Raw genomic sequence first — 17,578 nt, 5'->3', positions numbered from 1 at the left:
CCCTCACAGTTCGCCAGCAGGTTCAGCACCGTCCGGTGCTCCACCGCCACACCCTTCGGACGGCCCGTCGAACCCGACGTGTAGATGACGTAGGCCAGGTGGTCACCGGTGACCCCGGTCGCCGGCGCCGAAGCCGGGTGCGCCGCGATCGCGTCGGCGTCCGCGTCCAGGTCCACCACCACGACCTCGCCCACGGGCAGTTGCTCATTCAGGCCCCGGTGCGTGACCAGCAGCTCCGCACCCGAGTCCGACAGCATGTACGCCAACCGGTCCGCCGGATACGCCGGGTCCAACGGCACATACGCCGCACCCGACTTCATGATGCCCAGCAGCCCCACCACCATCTGCAGCCCGCGCTCCACGGACAACGCGACCAGACGATCAGGACCGGCACCCAACCCCACCAGATGACGCGCGAGCCGATTCGCCCCCTCGTCCAGCTCCCGGTACGTCAACGACTCACCACCGAACGAAACCGCCACCGCATCCGGCGACACCCCCGCCCGCTCGGCCACCAGACCATGCACCGTCCCCGCCGGAGCCTCCACCCCACCCGACTCGTTCCACTCCCGCACCACACGGTCGAACTCACCCGCGGCGAGCATGGGCACGGCCGCGACGGCCTGTCCGGGCTCGGCGACCATGCCGGTGAGCAGGGCCTCCAGGTGCGCGGCCAGCCGCGCGACGGTGTCCGCGTCGAAGAGCTCCGGGTCGTAGGCCAGGGCGTACGCCAGCTGTTCGCCCGCGTAAGCGACCAGGTTCAGCGGGAAGTTGGTGACGTCCGCGCCCTCCAGGCTGTGCAGCCGTACGCCGCCGTCGCCCTCGGTGTCCCCGTTCCCGCCGCCGTCCATGGGGAAGTTCTCGAAGGCCACGAGGCTCTCGAAGAGGTTGGTGCCGCGCGGGGTGCCGCTCCAGCCCTGGATCTGCGGCAGCGGTACGTACTCGAACTGCCGCGCTTCCACCTGCGCTTGCTGCACCCGGGCCAGCCACTCGCCGACCGGCGCGTCAGCATCGACCTCGACCCGTACGGGCAGGGTGTTGATGAGCATGCCGACCATGGAGTCGACCCCGGCCAGGTCGGCCGGGCGGCCCGAGACGGTCGCGCCGAAGACCACGTCCCGCTCGCCGGAATAGCGCGACAGCAGCAGTGCCCACGCGCCCTGCAGGACGGCGTTCACCGTGAGGCGGTTGCCGCGCGCGAAGGCGTAGAGCCGCTCGGAGGCGTCGGCGGACAGCCAGGTCACCAGCCGCTGCGCGGACTGGGCCCGGTGCGTGGTGGCCGGACGGCGGTCGAAGGGCAGCGCGGTCGGCTCGGTGACCGAGCCGAGCAGCGCGCGCCAGTACGCCTCGGCCTCGCCCAGGTCCTGCCGCTCCAGCCAGTCGACGTAGGCGGAGAAGGGACGGCGGGCGGGCAGCGCGGGCTGCTCGCCGGCCGCCAGGGCCCGGTAGGAGACGGCGAGTTCGTCGAGCATCTGGAAGGTGCTCCACCCGTCGAGGAGCACGTGGTGCGAGGTCCGCGCGACGCGGACCGAGGTGTCCGAGACCCGTACGATCGCCAGCCGCATCAGCGGCGCTGCGGACAGGTCGATGCCCCGGGCCCGGTCCTCGGCCAGGTACCGCTCCAGCTCGCGCGTCTGCTCCTCGGCACTCAGCGCGCGCCAGTCGAGGTGGACGACGGGCAGTTCGGTGCGGCGGTGCACGACCAGCAGCGGCCGGTCCACCCGCTCCCACTCCACCGCGCCGCGCAGGATCTCCAGGTGGTCGCTCACGTGCTGCCAGGCACGCTCGAGGAGCAGGGGGTCCCGCACTCCGTCGATGGTGAAGCTCATCTGCTCGAAGTAGGCGCCGGACCCGGGTTCGGCGAGGGTGTGGAAGAGCATGCCCGCCTGCATCGGCGTCAGCGGGTAGATGTCCTCGATCTCCTTCGCGGCGCTGCCGGGGCCCGCGATCCGGTCGACGTCGGCCTGGCCCAGGGCGGCGAGCGGGAAGTCGGAGGGGGTGGCGCCGCCGCTGTCCGGGAGCAGGCAGTGCGCGATCAGGGCGCGCAGCGCGCTCAGGAACTCCTGGGCGACGCGCTCGACGGTCGCGGGGTCGAAGACCTCGCCGGAGAAGATCCAGGTGAAGCCGAGGGTGCCGGATTCGACCATGCCGACGACGTCGAGGAGGTAGGGGCGGGGCTCGTCGAGTTCGTGGTCGAGGCCGAGCGCCGGGAGGCGGTCGCGGATCAGGCCGTCCTGGCTGGTGGTGCCGTCCCACTGCCCGAGGTAGTTGAAGCTGATCTGCGGGAGCGGGTCGTCGTGCAGGGCGTGGCCGGGGGTGCCCGGCTCGGAGAGGAAGCGCAGGGCGTCGTAGCCCAGGCCGCGGCCGGGGATGGCGCGCAGCTGTTCCTTGACCGACTTGAGGGTCTCGCCCCATGCCCGGCCCGCGGGGAGGTTCAGGGCGACGGGGAAGTGGGTGGTGTACCAGCCGACGGTGCGGGAGAGGTCGAGGTCGTCGAAGAGCTCCTCGCGGCCGTGGCCCTCCATGCCGAGGACCAGGCGTTCGGTGCCGGTCCAGTCGGCGAGGGTGCGGCCGAGGGCGGCGGCGAGGACGTCGTTGATCTGGGTGCGGTAGGCGGAGGGGACGCGCTGGAGCAGTGCCTCGGTCTCCTGGCGGCCCAGGCGCACCTCGACGGTCCGCTCGTGGGCGGTGACGTTGGCGCCGCCCGGGTGGTCCACGGGCAGGGCGGGCGCGCCCGCCGGGTCGACGGCGCGCCAGTGCGCGATCTCGTGGTCGAGGCCGCCGCCGCGGACGTGGTCGGCGAGGCGCTGCGACCACTGCTGGTAGCTGCTCGACTTGGGGCCCAGGTCGACGGCGGCGCGGCCGGCGGAGAGCTGCTCGTAGGCGGTGGCCAGGTCTTCGAGCAGCACGCGCCAGGACACGCCGTCCATGACGATGTGGTGCACGGCGAGGAAGAGCCGGGGCAGCCGGTCCGCGCCGAGGCGGAAGAGGACGCCCCGCACCAGGGTTCCGGTGCTCAGGCCGAGCGCGCGCTGGGCGGACAGGGCCGCGTCGTGCAGGGCCTGGCCGAGGCCGTCCGTGCCCGTGGAGTCGGTACCGGTGAAGTCCGTGCCGACGAGGTCCAGGACGGAGAGGATCCCGGTGGGCCGGTCCCCGTACTCCTGGATCCAGGCGGCGCCCTCGCGGGTGTACCGCATGCGCAGGGCGTCGTGGTGGGCGACGACGGCGTCGAGGGCGCGGTCCAGCAGGGCCGGGTCGGTGTCCGGGGCCAGCTCGATCTGTACGGACATCGCGTAGTGGTCCGGGTTGACCGTGTGCTCCGCGAGGAACCACTTCTGGATCGGGGTGAGTTCGGCGCGGCCGCCGACCTCCGCCGGGGCGGCGGCGGCCGGGGCGGCCGCCTCGGCGGCGCCCGCCAGGGAGGCGACGTTCTGGTGCAGGAAGAGCAGCTTCGAGGTGAGCCGGATCCCGGCCTGGCGGGCCCGGGAGACCACCTGGATCGAGAGGATCGAGTCCCCGCCGAGGTCGAAGAAGTTGTCGTGGATGCCGACCCGTTCGACACCGAGCACGTCGGCCCACACATCGGCCAGGATCCGCTCGGTCTCGTCGCGCGGGGCGGTGTACTCCGTACCGAGCCGCCCGGCCTGGACCTCGGGCTCGGGCAGCGACCGGCGGTCGACCTTGCCGCTCGGGGTGAGCGGGAGCCGGTCCAGGGTGACGAACACGGCGGGCACCATGTAGTCGGGCAGCAGCCCGGAGAGGTGGCCGCGGAGCGCGGAGGTGTCGGGGCCGTCCCCGGCGCCGCGGGCGCCGTCGGCGGCCGTGGGGACGACGTACGCGACGAGGCGGCGGCGGCCGGAGTCCTCCTGCCGGGCCAGCACCACGGCGTCGGCGACGTCGGGGTGGCTGAGCAGGGCGCTCTCGACCTCGCCGAGTTCGATGCGGAAGCCGCGGATCTTGACCTGGTCGTCGGCGCGGCCCAGGAACTCCAGGTCGCCGCCGGGCAGCAGCCGGGCCCGGTCGCCGGTCCGGTAGAGCCGGTCCCCGGCGACGAACGGGCTGTCCACGAACCGTTCCGCGGTGAGGTCGGGGCGCCCGTGGTAGCCGCGGCCGATACCCGCGCCGCCGATCCAGATCTCGCCGGGCACGCCGACGGGTACGGGGCCCCGGCGCGCGTCGAGCACGTAGACCCGGGTGTCGGGCAGCGGGCGGCCGATCGGCACGTACACGGTGGCGCCGAGCGTCCGCGCGGTGGGCACGAAGACGGTGGAGTCGACGGTGGCCTCGGTGCCGCCGTAGGCGTTGACGACGACGGCGTCGTGCCGGATCTGGCGCAGGAGCGTGGCGCAGTCCTCGACGCGCCAGGCCTCCGAGCCGACGGAGATCAGACGCAGCGGCGGGAAGCCGTCGCCGCGCCGCTCGACCTCCTGGAGGACGGCGTTCAGCAGGGAGGGGACGATCTCCAGGCCGGTGGCGCCGGTCTCGGCGATCAGGTCGAGCAGGGCCGGGGGCTCGGTGGTGACGTCCTTGGAGGCGATGATCAGCGCGCCACCGAAGGGCAGCGAGCGGATCAGGTCCGCGAAGAAGAGGTCCACGGAGAGGCTGGAGACCGACAGGAAGCGCAGCTTCATCTCCTCCAGGCCGTACCGCTCGGCCCAGGAGGCGCAGATGTGGCGGACGTTGCGGTGCTCGATGGCGACGCCCTTGGGGTTGCCGGTCGAGCCCGAGGTGTAGATGACGTACGCGAGGTCCGCGGCGGTGACGGCGGTGCGCGGCGCGGTGGCGGGGAGCGCGGCGATCGTCTCGCGGTCGGCGTCGAGGTCGACCAGGCGGGCGCCGGAATCGGGCAGCCGGTCGCGGACGGCGCTCTCGGTGACGACGAGGCGGGCGCCGGAGTCGGCCAGCATGTAGCCGAGGCGGTCCGCGGGGAAGGCCGGGTCCAGCGGCACGTAGGCCGCGCCCGCCTTGAGGATGGCGAGCACGCCGACGGCCATGGCCGAGCCGCGGGCGACGGAGAGGCCGACGAGGGCGCCGGGGCCCGCGCCCAGGGCGGTCAGGTGGTGGGCGAGGCGGTTGGCGCGCTCGTCGAGTTCGCGGTGGGTGAGGGTGGCGTCCTCGGCGATGACGGCGACGGCGTCGGGCGTGCGGGCGGCCTGGTCGGCCAGCCGCTCGTGGATCAGCTCGGGGCAGACGTCCGCGAGTGCGGTGGCGTTCCACTCCGTGACGATCTGCTGGTGCTCGGCGTCGGTGAGCAGCGGCAGCGCGCCGACGGCGGTGTCCGGGTCGGCGACGGCGCCGCCGAGCAGGACCTCCAGGTGGCCGGTCAGCCGGGCGATGGTGCTCTCGTCGAACAGCTCGGTGCTGTATTCGATCAGACCGTGCAGCGCCCCGTCCCGCTCCTCGAATTCGAAGGTGAGGTCGAAGAGGGAGGCGTCGCGCTCCAGCGGGTAGGCCGTGGTGCGGGCGCCGGGGAGCACGAGGGCGTCGGCGGGGGCGTTCTGGAGCACCACCATGGCCTGGACGAGGGCGGTCCGGCTGGGGTCGCGCTCGGGCTGGACGGCTTCGACGAGCTTGTCGAAGGGGACGTCCTCGTGGGCGAAGGCGTCGAGGACGGTGTCCTTGACCCGGCCGAGCAACTCGGCGAAGGACAGCTGGGGTTCGACCTGGGTGCGCAGGACGACGGTGTTGACGAGGAAGCCGACGAGCTGTTCCAGCTCCCGGTGGCCGCGGGCGGCGGAGGAGGTGCCGAGCGCGATGTCCTCCTGGTCGGACCAGCGGGCGAGGACCGCCTTGACGGCGGCCGTCAGCACCATGAAGAGCGTCGCGCCGTGGGCGCGGGCCAGCTCCTGGAGGGCGGTGAGGGTGTGCTCCGGCAGGGCGAAGGCGTGGACCGCTCCGGCGGAGGACCGGACGGCGGGCCGGGGCCGGTCGGTGGGCAGCTCCAGCGGGGCGATGCCCTTCAGCTGCTCGCGCCACCAGTCGGTCTGCCGCTCCAGCAGCCCGCCGTCCTCCAGCCGGCCGCGCTGCCACACCGCGAAGTCCGGGTACTGGACGGGTACGTCGGCCAGGGCGGCCGGGCGGCCCTGGACGCGGGCGGTGTACAGCTCGCCCAGCTCGCGGGCGACGACGCCCATCGACCAGCCGTCGGTGACGATGTGGTGCATGCCGAGGACGCACACGTGCTCGTCGGCGGACAGACGCACCAGCAGCACGCGGACCAGGGGGCCGCCCGCCAGGTCGTAGGGGCGTGCCATCTCGGCGCGGACGATCTCCCGCGCGCTCTCCTCGCCGTCCGCCTCGACCGCCGACCAGCCGGGGGCGAGCCCGTCGTGGACGACCTGGAGGGCCTTGCCGTCCCTGGCGCGGAAGGTCGTGCGGAGTGCCTCGTGGCGTGCCACGAGGTCGCCGACGGCCCCCCGCAGCGCGTCGGCGTCCAGCGCGCCGGTGATGCGCAGCGGGAGCGCCGAGTGGTAGTCGGCGCGGCCGGGGTCGAAGTCCTCGAGGAACCAAAGGCGTTGCTGCCCGTAGGACAGCGGCAGCCCGTCCCCGCGCGGGACCGCGGGGACCAGCGGCCCCGCGGCGGCCGCGGCGGCGGCCTGGGCCCGGCCGGAGAGCCGCTGTGCGAGCGACTCCCGGAGCCGGTCGGGCAGGGCGGCTATCCGGTCCGCGCGGGAAGACGGCGTGTTCATCGAGGGATCCCCCAGGGAGTGCGGGTCAGCGGTTCGGAGCGGCGGGAACGGTGTCGGCCGCGGGCGGCGGCCGAAGGGCCAGTCGGTCAGCCGTTGGCGGCGGCGGAGGCGCCGGCCGGCGCGGCGGCCAGGCTGCGCGGACGCATGTCGGTCCAGTGGGTCTCGACGTACGCGAGGCACTCCTCGCGGGGCCGGTCGGCGAGGGCGGTGTGCCAGCCCGCCGGGACGGCGGTACCGGTGGGCCAGAGCGAGTGCTGGCCCTCGTCGTTGACCAGCACGCTGTAGGAACGGTCGGACTGCTCAAAGGGGTTGGACACGAGAGGACCTTTCAGAAGGGATCGGTGAGGGGACGGGGCGGGGGTGGGGCGGGGGTTCTCAGAGGGCCTCGGCGCCCTCGGCGGCCTCGGCGCCGTCGGCCGCGGCCTCCAGCTCGGCGAGGATGATCTCCTCGACGGCGTAGGCGGTTTCGGCGACCGTCGGCCGGTCGAAGAGGGACCGGGGGGAGAGCTCGGTGCCGAAGACGGCGTTGATCCGCGAGGCCATCCGCAGGGCGAGCAGTGAATCGCCGCCCAGCGCGAAGAAGTTGTCGTGGACGCCGACCCGTTCGACGCCGAGCAGCTCCTCCCAGACCTCGGCCAGGACCTCTTCGGTGACGGTGGCCGGGGCTTCGTACTCCGTGCCGGTGGCCATGCGCCGCTCCGCCGCCGGGGCGGGCAGCGCCTTGCGGTCGACCTTGCCGTTCGCGGTCAGCGGCAGCGCGGTCAGGCTGGTGAAGGCGGCCGGGAGCATGTGCTCGGGCAGCGAGGCGGCCAGGTGGGCGCGCAGCTCCTCGGCGCCGGGCGCGGGCACCCCGGGCGCCGGGACGACGTGGGCGACCAGGACCGTACGCCCGGATCCGGCGCCCTCGCCGTCGGTGTGGACGACGACGGCGGCGTCCCCCACCGCCGGGTGGGCCACGAGCGCGGCCTCGATCTCGCCGGTCTCGATGCGGAACCCGCGGATCTTGACCTGGCCGTCGGCGCGGCCGAGGAACTCCAGGGTGCCGTCGGGGCGCCAGGCCACCAGGTCACCGGAGCGGTACATCCGCTCCCCCGGGGCGCCGTACGGGTCGGCGACGAACCGCTCGGCGCTCTGGCCGGGCCGCCCGAGGTAGCCGCGGGCCAGTCCGGCGCCCGCGATGTACAGCTCGCCGGGGACACCGGTCGCGGTGGGTGCCAGGGCCGTGTCCAGGACGTACACCCTGGTGTTGGCGATCGGCGCGCCCAGCGGGACCGTGCCGTCGCCCAGGGCGCCGCGCAGGTCGTGGGTGGTGGTGAAGGTGGTGGCCTCGGTGGGTCCGTAGCCGTTGGTCAGGCGCAGCCCCGGGTGGGCGTCCAGGACGCGGGCGCAGTGGTCCGGGGAGAGCCGGTCGCCGCCCGCGATGAGCTGGCGCAGTCCGCTGAAGACGCCGATCGCGTCGTCGGCGATCTGGTGGAACAGGCCCGCGGTGAGCCAGAGGTGGGTGACCTCGTGGTCCTTGAGGAAGCGGCCGAGTCCGGCGGAGGTGGGCAGTTCGGACGGGTGGACGGCGAGGCGCGCGCCGCCGAGGAGGGCGGCCCACACCTCGAAGGTGGAGGCGTCGAAGGAGAGCGAGGCGAACTGGGCGACGGTGTCGCCGGGGCCGATGTCCGTGTACGCCGCCTCGTGGACGAGCCGTACGACGGCCCGGTGGCTGGTCAGCACGCCCTTGGGGGTGCCGGTGGAGCCGGAGGTGTAGATGGCGTAGGCGAGTCCGTCGGGGGCCGCGGTGACGGCGGGCGCGGTCCCGGGGCGGGCCGCGATCCGCGCCGCTTCGGCGTCCAGGTCGACCAGGGCGGCGCCGGCGGTGGCCGGGAGGCGGTCGCGCAGCCCGGCGTCGGTGACCAGCAGCCGGATCCCGGCGTCGCCGATCATGTACGCGAGCCGGTCGGCGGGGTAGTCCGGGTCGAGAGGCACGTAGGCGGCGCCCGCCTTGAGGACGGCGAGCAGCGCGGTGACGGCCCGCGGGCCGCGCTCCAGGCACAGGCCGACGAGGCTCTCCGGGCCCGCGCCGAGGGAGACCAGGTGGTGGGCGAGGCGGTTGGCGCGCTCGTCCAGTTCGGCGTACGTCACCTCCTGGCCCTCGTACGAGAGCGCGACGGCGTCCGGATGCAGCGCGGCGCGGGCCGCGAACAGCTCGGGCAGGGTGGCGTCCGGGAGCGGGCGGGCGGTGTCGTTCCAGGACCGCAGCGTCAGCTCGGCCTCGGCGTCGGTGAGCATCGCGAGCGCCGCCACCGGCTGGTCCGGGGCGCTGTGCGCGATCGAGGCGAGGAGGGCGTCGAGGTGGCCGCAGAGGCGGTCCGCCTCCCGCTCGTCGTACAGCCCGGCGTCGTAGGCCAGGGTGTAGGTCAGCTCGTCGCCGGCGTAGGCGATCAGGTTGAGCGGGAAGTTGGTGGCCTCCGTGCCCTCCAGGCCGTGCAGGCGCAGCCCGTGGGCGGCGGCGGCCTCCTCGTCGACCGGGTAGTTCTCGAAGACGACCAGGCTCTCGAAGAGGCTGGTGCCGCGCGCGACGTCGCTCCAGCCCTGGATCTGCGGCAGCGGTACGTACTCGTACTGCCGGGCGTCGACCTGGGCGCGCTGCACCGCGGCGAGCCAGGCGCCGACCGGGGCGGCCTCGTCGATCCGGACGCGCACCGGCAGGGTGTTGATCAGCATGCCGACCATGGAGTCGACACCCGCCAGCTCGGTGGGGCGGCCGGAGACGGTGGCGCCGAAGACGACGTCCCGCTCCCCCGCGTGCCGGCCGAGCAGCAGCGCCCAGGCGCCCTGGAGCACGGTGTTGACGGTGATCCGGTGGCTGCGGGCGAAGTCGGCCAGCTGCCGCGAGAGCTGCGGTGACAGGCGTCGCACGGTGCGTCCGGCGGCCCCGGCGCGGGGTCCGCTCGCGGCGCCGCGCACGCCGGGGAGTGCGGTCGGCGCGGCGAATCCGGCGAGCAGCTCGCGCCAGTACGCCTCGGCCTCGCCGAGGTCCTGGCGCTCCAGCCAGGCGACGTACGCGGAGAAGGGGCGCCGGGCGGGGAGCACGGGCGGCTCACCGGCGGCGAGGGCGGCGTACGCGGTGAACGTCTGGCCGAGCACGTCGAAGGTGGACCAGCCGTCCAGCAGGATGTGGTGGAAGGAGCAGACGAGCCGCACCTTGGTGTCGGAGAGCCGGATCAGGGCGAGGCGCATCAGCGGGGCGGTGCTCAGGTCCAGCGGCCGGGTGCGGTCCTCGGCGAGGAAGGCGCGCAGGGCGCTCTCCTGCTCGTCGGCGGTGCGGGCGCGCCAGTCGAAGTGGGTGACGGGCAGTTCGGCGCGGCGGCCGACGACCATCAGGGGGCGCTCGGTGTCCTGCCAGAAGAGCGAGGAGCGCAGGACCTCGGTGTGGTCGGCGACGGTCTGCCAGGCGGCGGCGAGCAGGTGCGGGTCGCGCACCCCGTCGAGGGCGAAGGTCAGCTGCTCGAAGTAGGCGCCGGAGCCGGGTTCGGCGAGGGTGTGGAAGAGCATGCCCGCCTGCATCGGGGTCAGCGGGTGGATGTCCTCCACCTCCCTGGCCGCGCTGCCGGGGCCCGCGATCCGGTCGACCTCGCTCTGCGCGAGGGCGGCGAGCGGGAAGTCGGCGGGGGTGGCGCCGCCGCTGCCGGGGAGCAGGCAGTGGGCGATCAGGTCGCGCAGGGCGGCGAGGAAGGTGTCCGCGAGCTGCTGGACGGCCTCGGTGCGGTGCGCGGACGGGGCGTGGATCCAGTCGATGCGCAGTTCGCCGTCGGTGACGGCGGCGACGATGTCGATGAGGTGCGGGCGGGGCTGGTCGGGGGCCTGGTCGGCGCCGAGGGCGGCGAGGCGGCTGCGGACCAGACCGCTGTGGCTGGTGGTGCCGTCCCACTGGCCGAGGTAGTTGAAGCTGACCTCGGGGTGCGGGGCGGTGCGCAGGGCGTGGCCCGGGGTGCCGGGTTCGGCGAGGAAGCGCAGGGCGCCGTAGCCGAGACCGCGGCCGGGGATGGCCCGCAGCTCCTCCTTGAGGTGCTTGAGGGCCGGGCCCCAGTCGCCCGCGGGGACGTCGAGGGTGACGGGGTAGATGGTGGTGAACCAGCCGACCGTGCGGGAGAGGTCGATGTCCTCGAAGAGTTCCTCGCGGCCGTGGCCTTCGAGGGCGATGGTGACGGGGTCGCCCGCCCAGTCGCCGAGGACCCGGCCCAGCGCGGTGAGCAGGACGTCGTTGATCTGGGTGCGGTAGGCGGCGGGGACCCGCTGGAGAAGGGCTTCGGTGTCGGCGCGGCCGAGGCTGACGGAGGCGGTGGCCGCCGTGCCGAAGGTGTTCGGGGCGGCCGCCTCCGCCGCGTCCGCCGTGCGCGGCAGGGCGCGGGTGGCCGCGGAGACCCGCTGCCAGTGGGCGGCCTCGTGGTCGAGGGCGCCCGTACGGACGTGGTCGGCCAGTCGCTCGGACCACTGGCCGTAGCTGCTGGACTTGGCGCCGAGGTCGGGCGTGCGGCCTTCCGCGAGCTGCCCGTAGGCGGTGGCGAGGTCTTCGAGGAGCACGCGCCAGGACACGCCGTCCATGACCAGGTGGTGCACGGTGAGGAAGAGGCGCGGCAGGCGGGCCGCGCCGAGCCGCAGGAACACGCCCTTGACGAGGGCGCCGCCCGCGAGGTCGAGGGAGCGCTGGGCGCTGGAGGCGGCCTCGTGCAGGGCCGCTTCGCGCTCGGTGTCGGTGAGGGAGGACAGGTCGCGTACGGAGAAGAGGCCGGCGGCGCGGTCGGTGTACTCCTGGGTCCACTCGGCGCCGTCGCGGGTGTAGCGCATGCGCAGGGCGTCGTGGTGGACGACGATCGCGCCGAGGGCGCGTTCCAGCAGGGCCGTGTCGGTCTCGGGAGCCAGCTCGACCTGGACGGACATGCCGTAGTGGTCGGTGTTGACGGTGTGCTCGGCGAAGAACCACCGCTGGATGGGCGTGAGTTCGGCCGGACCGGACACCTGCGCGGGAGCGGCGGCCGGGTGCTCGTCGACGGCGGTGACCGCGCCGGCGAGGGCGGCGATGCTCTGGTGGACGAACAGCAGCTTGGAGGTCAGCAGCAGCCCGGCCTGGCGGGCCCGGGAGACCACCTGGATCGAGAGGATCGAATCGCCGCCGAGGTCGAAGAAGTTGTCGTGGATGCCGACCCGCTCGACACCGAGTACGTCGGCCCAGACGGCGGCCAGGGTCTCCTCGGTGGCGTCGCGGGGCGGGGTGTGGGCGGTGTCCGGGGCCCCGGTCTGCGGCTGCGGCGCGGGCAGGGCGCGGCGGTCGACCTTGCCGCTCGGGGTGAGCGGGAGCCGGTCCAGGGCGACGAACTGGGCGGGCACCATGTAGTCGGGCAGGGATCCGGCGAGGTGGGAGCGGAGTTCGCCGGTGGCGGGGACGCTGCCGGGGCCGCCGTCGGCGACGAGGTAGGCGACGAGGCGCTTGCGGGCCCGCTCGTCCTCGTGGACCACGACGACGGCGTCGCGGACGGCCGGGTGGCGGCCGAGCGCGGTCTCGATCTCGCCGAGTTCGATGCGGAAGCCGCGGAGTTTGACCTGGTCGTCGGCGCGGCCGAGGTATTCGAGGGCGCCGTCGGCGCGCAGCCGGGCCACGTCGCCCGAGCGGTACATGCGCGCGCCGGGCTCGCCGTACGGGTCGGCGGTGAACCGCTCGGCGGTCAGCCCGGCCCGGCCGTGGTAGCCGCGGGCCAGGTGCGGGCCCGCGATGTACAGCTCGCCGGGGACCCCGACGGGGACGGGCTGGAGCGCGGCGTCGAGGAGGCGCACGCACGTGTTGGGCAGGGGGCTGCCGATCGGCGGGACGGCCCCGCCCGCCAGCGGCAGGCTCATCGCGGCGACGACGGTGGACTCGGTCGGCCCGTAGGCGTTGATCATCCGGCGGCCGCGGGACCAGCGGGCGACCAGGTCGCCGGTGCTGGCCTCGCCGCCGACGACCAGGGTCCGCAGGCCTTCCAGGCCTTCGGGGACGAGGGTGGCGACGGCGGAGGGGGCGAGCAGCGTGTGGGTGATGCGGCGCTCGCGCAGGAAGGTCTGGAGGGCCTCGCCGACGATCGGGCCGTGCGGGGGCAGCACCAGGGTGGCGCCCGCGGGCAGGGCCATCAGGACTTCCATGACGGCGCCGTCGAAGGAGGACGAGGCGAACTGCAGGACGCGGCTGTCCTCGGTGACCTCCAGCCGGTCGATCTCGGCGGAGGCGAGGTTGCCGATGCCCGCGTGCGGGACGAGGACGCCCTTGGGGGTGCCGGTCGAGCCGGAGGTGTAGATCACGTACGCCAGGTCGGCGGGCAGCAGCGCCACGTCGGGGGCGCTCGCCGGGCGGGCGGCGAGCAGCTCGCGGTCCGCCGTGAGGTCCACGACGAGGGCGTCGGTGGGCGGCAGCCCGGCCAGCGGTCCGGTCTGGGTGACGACGATCGCGGCGCCGGAGTCGGCCAGCATGAAGGCGAGCCGGTCGGCCGGATAGCCGGGGTCCAGCGGCAGATAGGCGGCGCCCGCCTTCATGATGCCGAGGAGGCCGACGACCAGGTCCGCGCCGCGCTCCACGCACAGGCCGACGATCGAGCCGGGGCCCGCTCCGTGGGCGACGAGGTGGTGGGCGAGCCGGTTCGCGGCCTCGTCCAGCGCCCGGTAGGTGAGGGTGGTGTGGGTGTCCTCGACGGCGGGCGCGTCGGGGCGGCGACGCGCCTGGGCCTCGACGAGCTGGGGGAAGGTCCCGGTCAGCGGCTCGGTGCGGGGGCCGTTCCAGTCCCGTACGACCTGGCCGAACTCCTCGTCGGTGAGCATCGCGAGGGCGGCGAGCGGCTGGTCGGGGGCGGTCGCGGCGGACAGCAGCAGGGTGGAGAGGTGCCCGGCGAAGCGGGCGATGGAGGCCTCGTCGAAGAGGGCGGTGCTGTAGCCGACCTGGGCGGTGAGGCCGCCGTCGGTCTCGAAGAACTCGACGGTGAGGTCGAAGGGCGCGGCTTCGCGGTCCACCGGGTAGGCGGTGGCGTGGACGCCCGGGAGCCCGAGGTCCTCGGTGGGGGCGTTCTGCAGCACCACCATGGCCTGGACGAGCGGGGTGCGGCTGGTGTCGCGCTCGGTGCGCACGGCCTCGACGAGGCGCTCGAAGGGGACGTCCTCGTGGGCGAAGGCCTCCAGGACGGTCTCCTTGACCTGTCCCAGGAGCTGCCCGAAGTTCATGTCGGGCTCGACCCGGGAGCGCAGCACGACGGTGTTGACCAGGAAGCCGACCAGGTGCTCGAGATCGGCCTGGGCGCGGCCCGAGGTGGCGGTGCCGACCGCGATGTCCTGCTGCCCGGAGTAGCGGGCGAAGACGGTCTTGACGGCGGCGGTGAGCGCCATGAAGAGGGTGGCGCCCTGCTCCTGCGCGAGGTGGCGGATGGAGGCGGTGGTGTCGGCGGGTATCGCGAAGGCGTACTGGGCTCCGGCGGAGGAGCGCACGGCCGGGCGGGGCCGGTCGGTGGGCAGTTCCAGCGGGGCGATGCCGTCGAGGCGCTCGCGCCACCAGCCGAGCTGCTGCTCCAGCAGGCCGCCGCCTTCGAGCCGGCCGCGCTGCCAGGCCGCGAAGTCGGGGTACTGGACGGGTACGTCGGCCAGGGCGGCCGGGCGGCCCTCGGCGCGGGCGGCGTACAGCTCGCCCAGTTCGCGGGTGACGACGCCCATCGACCAGCCGTCGGTGACGATGTGGTGCATGCCGAGGACGCACACGTGCTCGTCGGCGGCCAGCCGGACCAGCAGCACGCGGACCAGGGGGCCGGTCTTGAGGTCGTAGGCGCGGGCGGTCTCCGCGCGCACCAGCTCGCGCAGCCGCTCCTCGCGCAGCGCGGCGGGTACGTCGGACAGGTCGGCGGTGCGCCACTGCGGGGCCGCTTCGGGCGCGTCCTGCGGGTGGACGACCTGGACGCCGCGGCCGCCGACGACACCGAAGGTGGTGCGCAGGGATTCGTGGCGGGCGGTGAGGTCGGCGGCGGCCGCGCGCAGGGCGGCGGTGTCCAGGGCGCCGGTCAGGCGCAGGCCCATGGCGGTGTGGTATTCGCCGCTGCCGGGGTCGAAGTCCTCCAGGAACCACAGGCGTTGCTGGCCGAAGGACATCGGGAGCACGCCGTCGCGGGAGACGACGGGGATGGCGGTGTCCTGGACGCTCTCCTCGGGGGCCACGAAGGCCGCGAGCGCGGCGATGGTGGGGGTGTCGAACAGGATGCGCGGGGAGAGCTTGACGCCGAGGGCCCGGCGCATGCGGGCCACGGCCCGTACGGACAGGATCGAGTTGCCGCCGAGTGCGAAGAAGTCCTCGTGGATGCCGACGCGTTCGAGGCCGAGCACCTCGGCCCAGACGCCCGCGAGGGTCTCCTCGACGGCGTTGCGCGGGGCTCCGCCGTCCGCCGCGCCCCCGTCACCGGCGGCTTCGTCGGCGGGGACGCTCTCGCGGACGGTGCCCGGGGCCGGGAGGGCCTTGCGGTCTACCTTGCCGTTCGGGGTGAGCGGGAGGTCGTCGAGGACCACGATCACCGAGGGGATCATGTGCTCGGGCAAATCGGCGCCGAGGTGGACGCGCAGGTCCGCGGCGGTCGGGCGGCGCCCGGCGGCGCAGGAGACGTAGGCGAGCAGGTTGGTGTTGTGGGTGAGGACCACGGCCTGCGCCACGTCGGGGTGGAGGGCCAGGGCGCTCTCGATCTCGCCGAGTTCGATGCGGAAGCCGCGCACCTTGACCTGGTCGTCGGCGCGGCCCAGGTATTCGAGGGTGCCGTCGGCCTGCCGGCGGGCGATGTCGCCGGAGCGGTACATGCGCTCGCCGGGCGCACCGAACGGATTGGCGATGAAACGTTCCGCCGTGAGGCCGGAGCGGCCGTGGTAGCCACGCGCCAGGCCGATGCCCGCGATGTACAGCTCGCCGCGCACCCCGGCCGGGACCGGGTGCAGGGCCTCGTCCAGGACGTACACGCGGAAGTTCGCGATGGGCGTGCCGATCGGCGGTACGGCCGCACCGCTGAGCGGGGCGCTCATGGTCGCGCAGACCGTGCTCTCCGTCGGGCCGTAGGCATTGATCATCCGGCGGCCCGCGGACCACCGGGCGACCAGGTCGCCCGTGCTGGCCTCACCGGCGACGATGAGCGTGGTGGTCTCCGGCAGACCGCGGCCCTCGGGCAGCACGGCGACGGTGGCCGGGGTCAGCGTGGCGTGGGTGACCCCGTGCTCGGCGGCGTAGGCGGCCAGCGGCTCGCCGGGGGCGAGGGTCTCCTTGCTGCCCATGACCAGGGCAGCCCCGGTGAGGAGGCCCATGCAGACCTCCCAGAACGCGGCGTCGAAGCTGGTGGAGGCGAACTGCAGGACCCGGCTCTCGCCGGTCACCTCGAAGGCCTCGGCCTGTACGGCGGCCAGGTTGCCGATGCCCGCGTGCGAGACCAGCACGCCCTTGGGGCGGCCCGTGGAGCCGGAGGTGTAGATGGCGTAGGCCAGGTCCTCGGGGGCGAGCTCCACGGCGGGGGCGGTGGCCGGGCGGGCCTCGATCGCGGCGCGGTCGTCGGTCAGGTCGACGAGGACGGCGTCGGTGGCGGGCAGCGCGGCGCGCAGTGCGCGCTCGGTGAGCACGATCCGGGCGCCGGAGTCCTCCAGCATGTAGGCCAGCCGGTCGGCCGGATAGGCCGGGTCGAGGGGGAGGTAGGCGGCGCCCGCCTTCATGATGCCGAGCAGCCCGGCCGCCATGGCGGCGCCGCGCTCCACGCACAGGCCGATCAGCTGGTCGCGGCCCGCGCCCTGGGCGATGAGGTGGTGGGCGATCCGGTTGGCCCGCTCGTCGAGCTCGCGGTAACTGACCGCGCCCCGCTCGTCGATGACGGCGGTCGCGTCGGGGCGGGCGGCGGCGTGCACGGCGTACAGCTCGGGGAAGGTGGCGAGCGGGACCTCGCGGGCGGTGTCGTTCCACTCCCGGACGACCTGCTCGAACTCCGGGTCCGTGAGCATCGGCAGCGCGGACAGCGAGCGGGCCGGCTCGGCGGCCGCGGCCGCGAGGAGCACGCCGAGGTGACCGGCGAGCCGGGCGGCAGTGGACTCGTCGAAGAGGGCCGTGCTGTAGCGGATCCGCAGCAGCGCCGCCTCGGGGTCGGCCTCGAAGGACAGGTCGAGCGGGTCGAACTCACCTGAGCCGTGCGGGAGTTCACCCGGCACGGCCACCACGGCCTGAACGAACGGGGTGATGCCGGTGTCGCTGTGCGGGGCGAGCGTCCGGGCCAGTTCGTCGAGCGGTACGCCGTCGTGCGCGAGGGCGTCGGCCAGCCGGGCGGCGGTGTCGCCGAGCAGCGTCCCGAAGGGAGCCGAGGCGTCGACCGGTACGCGCAGGACCACGGTGTGGCCGGTGCGCGGGGAGGGCACGCCGAGGGCGATGTCCTCCTGGCCGGAGTGGCGCGCAAGTACCGCGATGGCGGCGGCGGCCAGGACGGCGCCGGGGGCGGGCGCGCCGCCGGCCGCGGCACCGGCGAAGGGCGCTCCGGCGGCGGTCAGCGCTGCCGCCGCGGCGGCCGGGAGCGCGCACTCGTAGGCCGCGGTGTGGGGCCTGCGGATGACCGGGCGCGGTCGGTCGGCGGGCAGTTCGAGGGGGGCGATGCCCTCCAGCCTGCCCCGCCAGAACTCCACCTGACGGGAGAGATCCAGGTTGTCCGACGCGTCGGCGCGAGCCACGTTGTACCTCCAGAAAGGGGCGGATTCCGGGCGTGGGCATGGGGATGCCGGGGCGGACCGCCTGGAACCGGTGCGGGGTGCGGTGAGGTGGAGCGAAGAAGGGGGGCCGCGGGGGCGGAGCCGCGCCACGGCGGGAATGGGGAGAACGGGGAACACGGGAAGAA

3 protein-coding genes are annotated in these 17,578 nt (G+C 74.5%); all 3 read right to left on the bottom strand.

Going from position 1 to position 17,578, the window contains the following annotated elements; genetic code table 11:
• A partial coding sequence (locus ABT084_RS33260) for a non-ribosomal peptide synthetase (RefSeq protein ID WP_351052101.1) occupies positions 1 to 6,689 on the bottom strand: 6,689 nt, incomplete at its 3' end.
• Between the two features lie 86 nt (positions 6,690 to 6,775).
• Positions 6,776 to 7,006: an MbtH family protein gene (locus ABT084_RS33255; protein ID WP_351052098.1), complete on the bottom strand. Its 231-nt coding sequence runs from the start codon at positions 7,004 to 7,006 to the stop codon at positions 6,776 to 6,778.
• A gap of 58 nt (positions 7,007 to 7,064) precedes the next feature.
• Positions 7,065 to 17,543 (bottom strand): non-ribosomal peptide synthetase, encoded by a 10,479-nt coding sequence (locus tag ABT084_RS33250; RefSeq protein ID WP_351052096.1) that lies wholly within the window; start codon positions 17,541 to 17,543, stop codon positions 7,065 to 7,067.
• Between the last annotated feature and the right edge of the window lie 35 nt (positions 17,544 to 17,578).

This window comes from Streptomyces sp. NPDC002138 (genome assembly GCF_040296485.1).
GTDB lineage: Bacteria > Actinomycetota > Actinomycetes > Streptomycetales > Streptomycetaceae > Streptomyces.
Note: the sequence above shows the minus strand (reverse complement) of the source record. Positions and strands in the feature narration are given on the sequence as shown.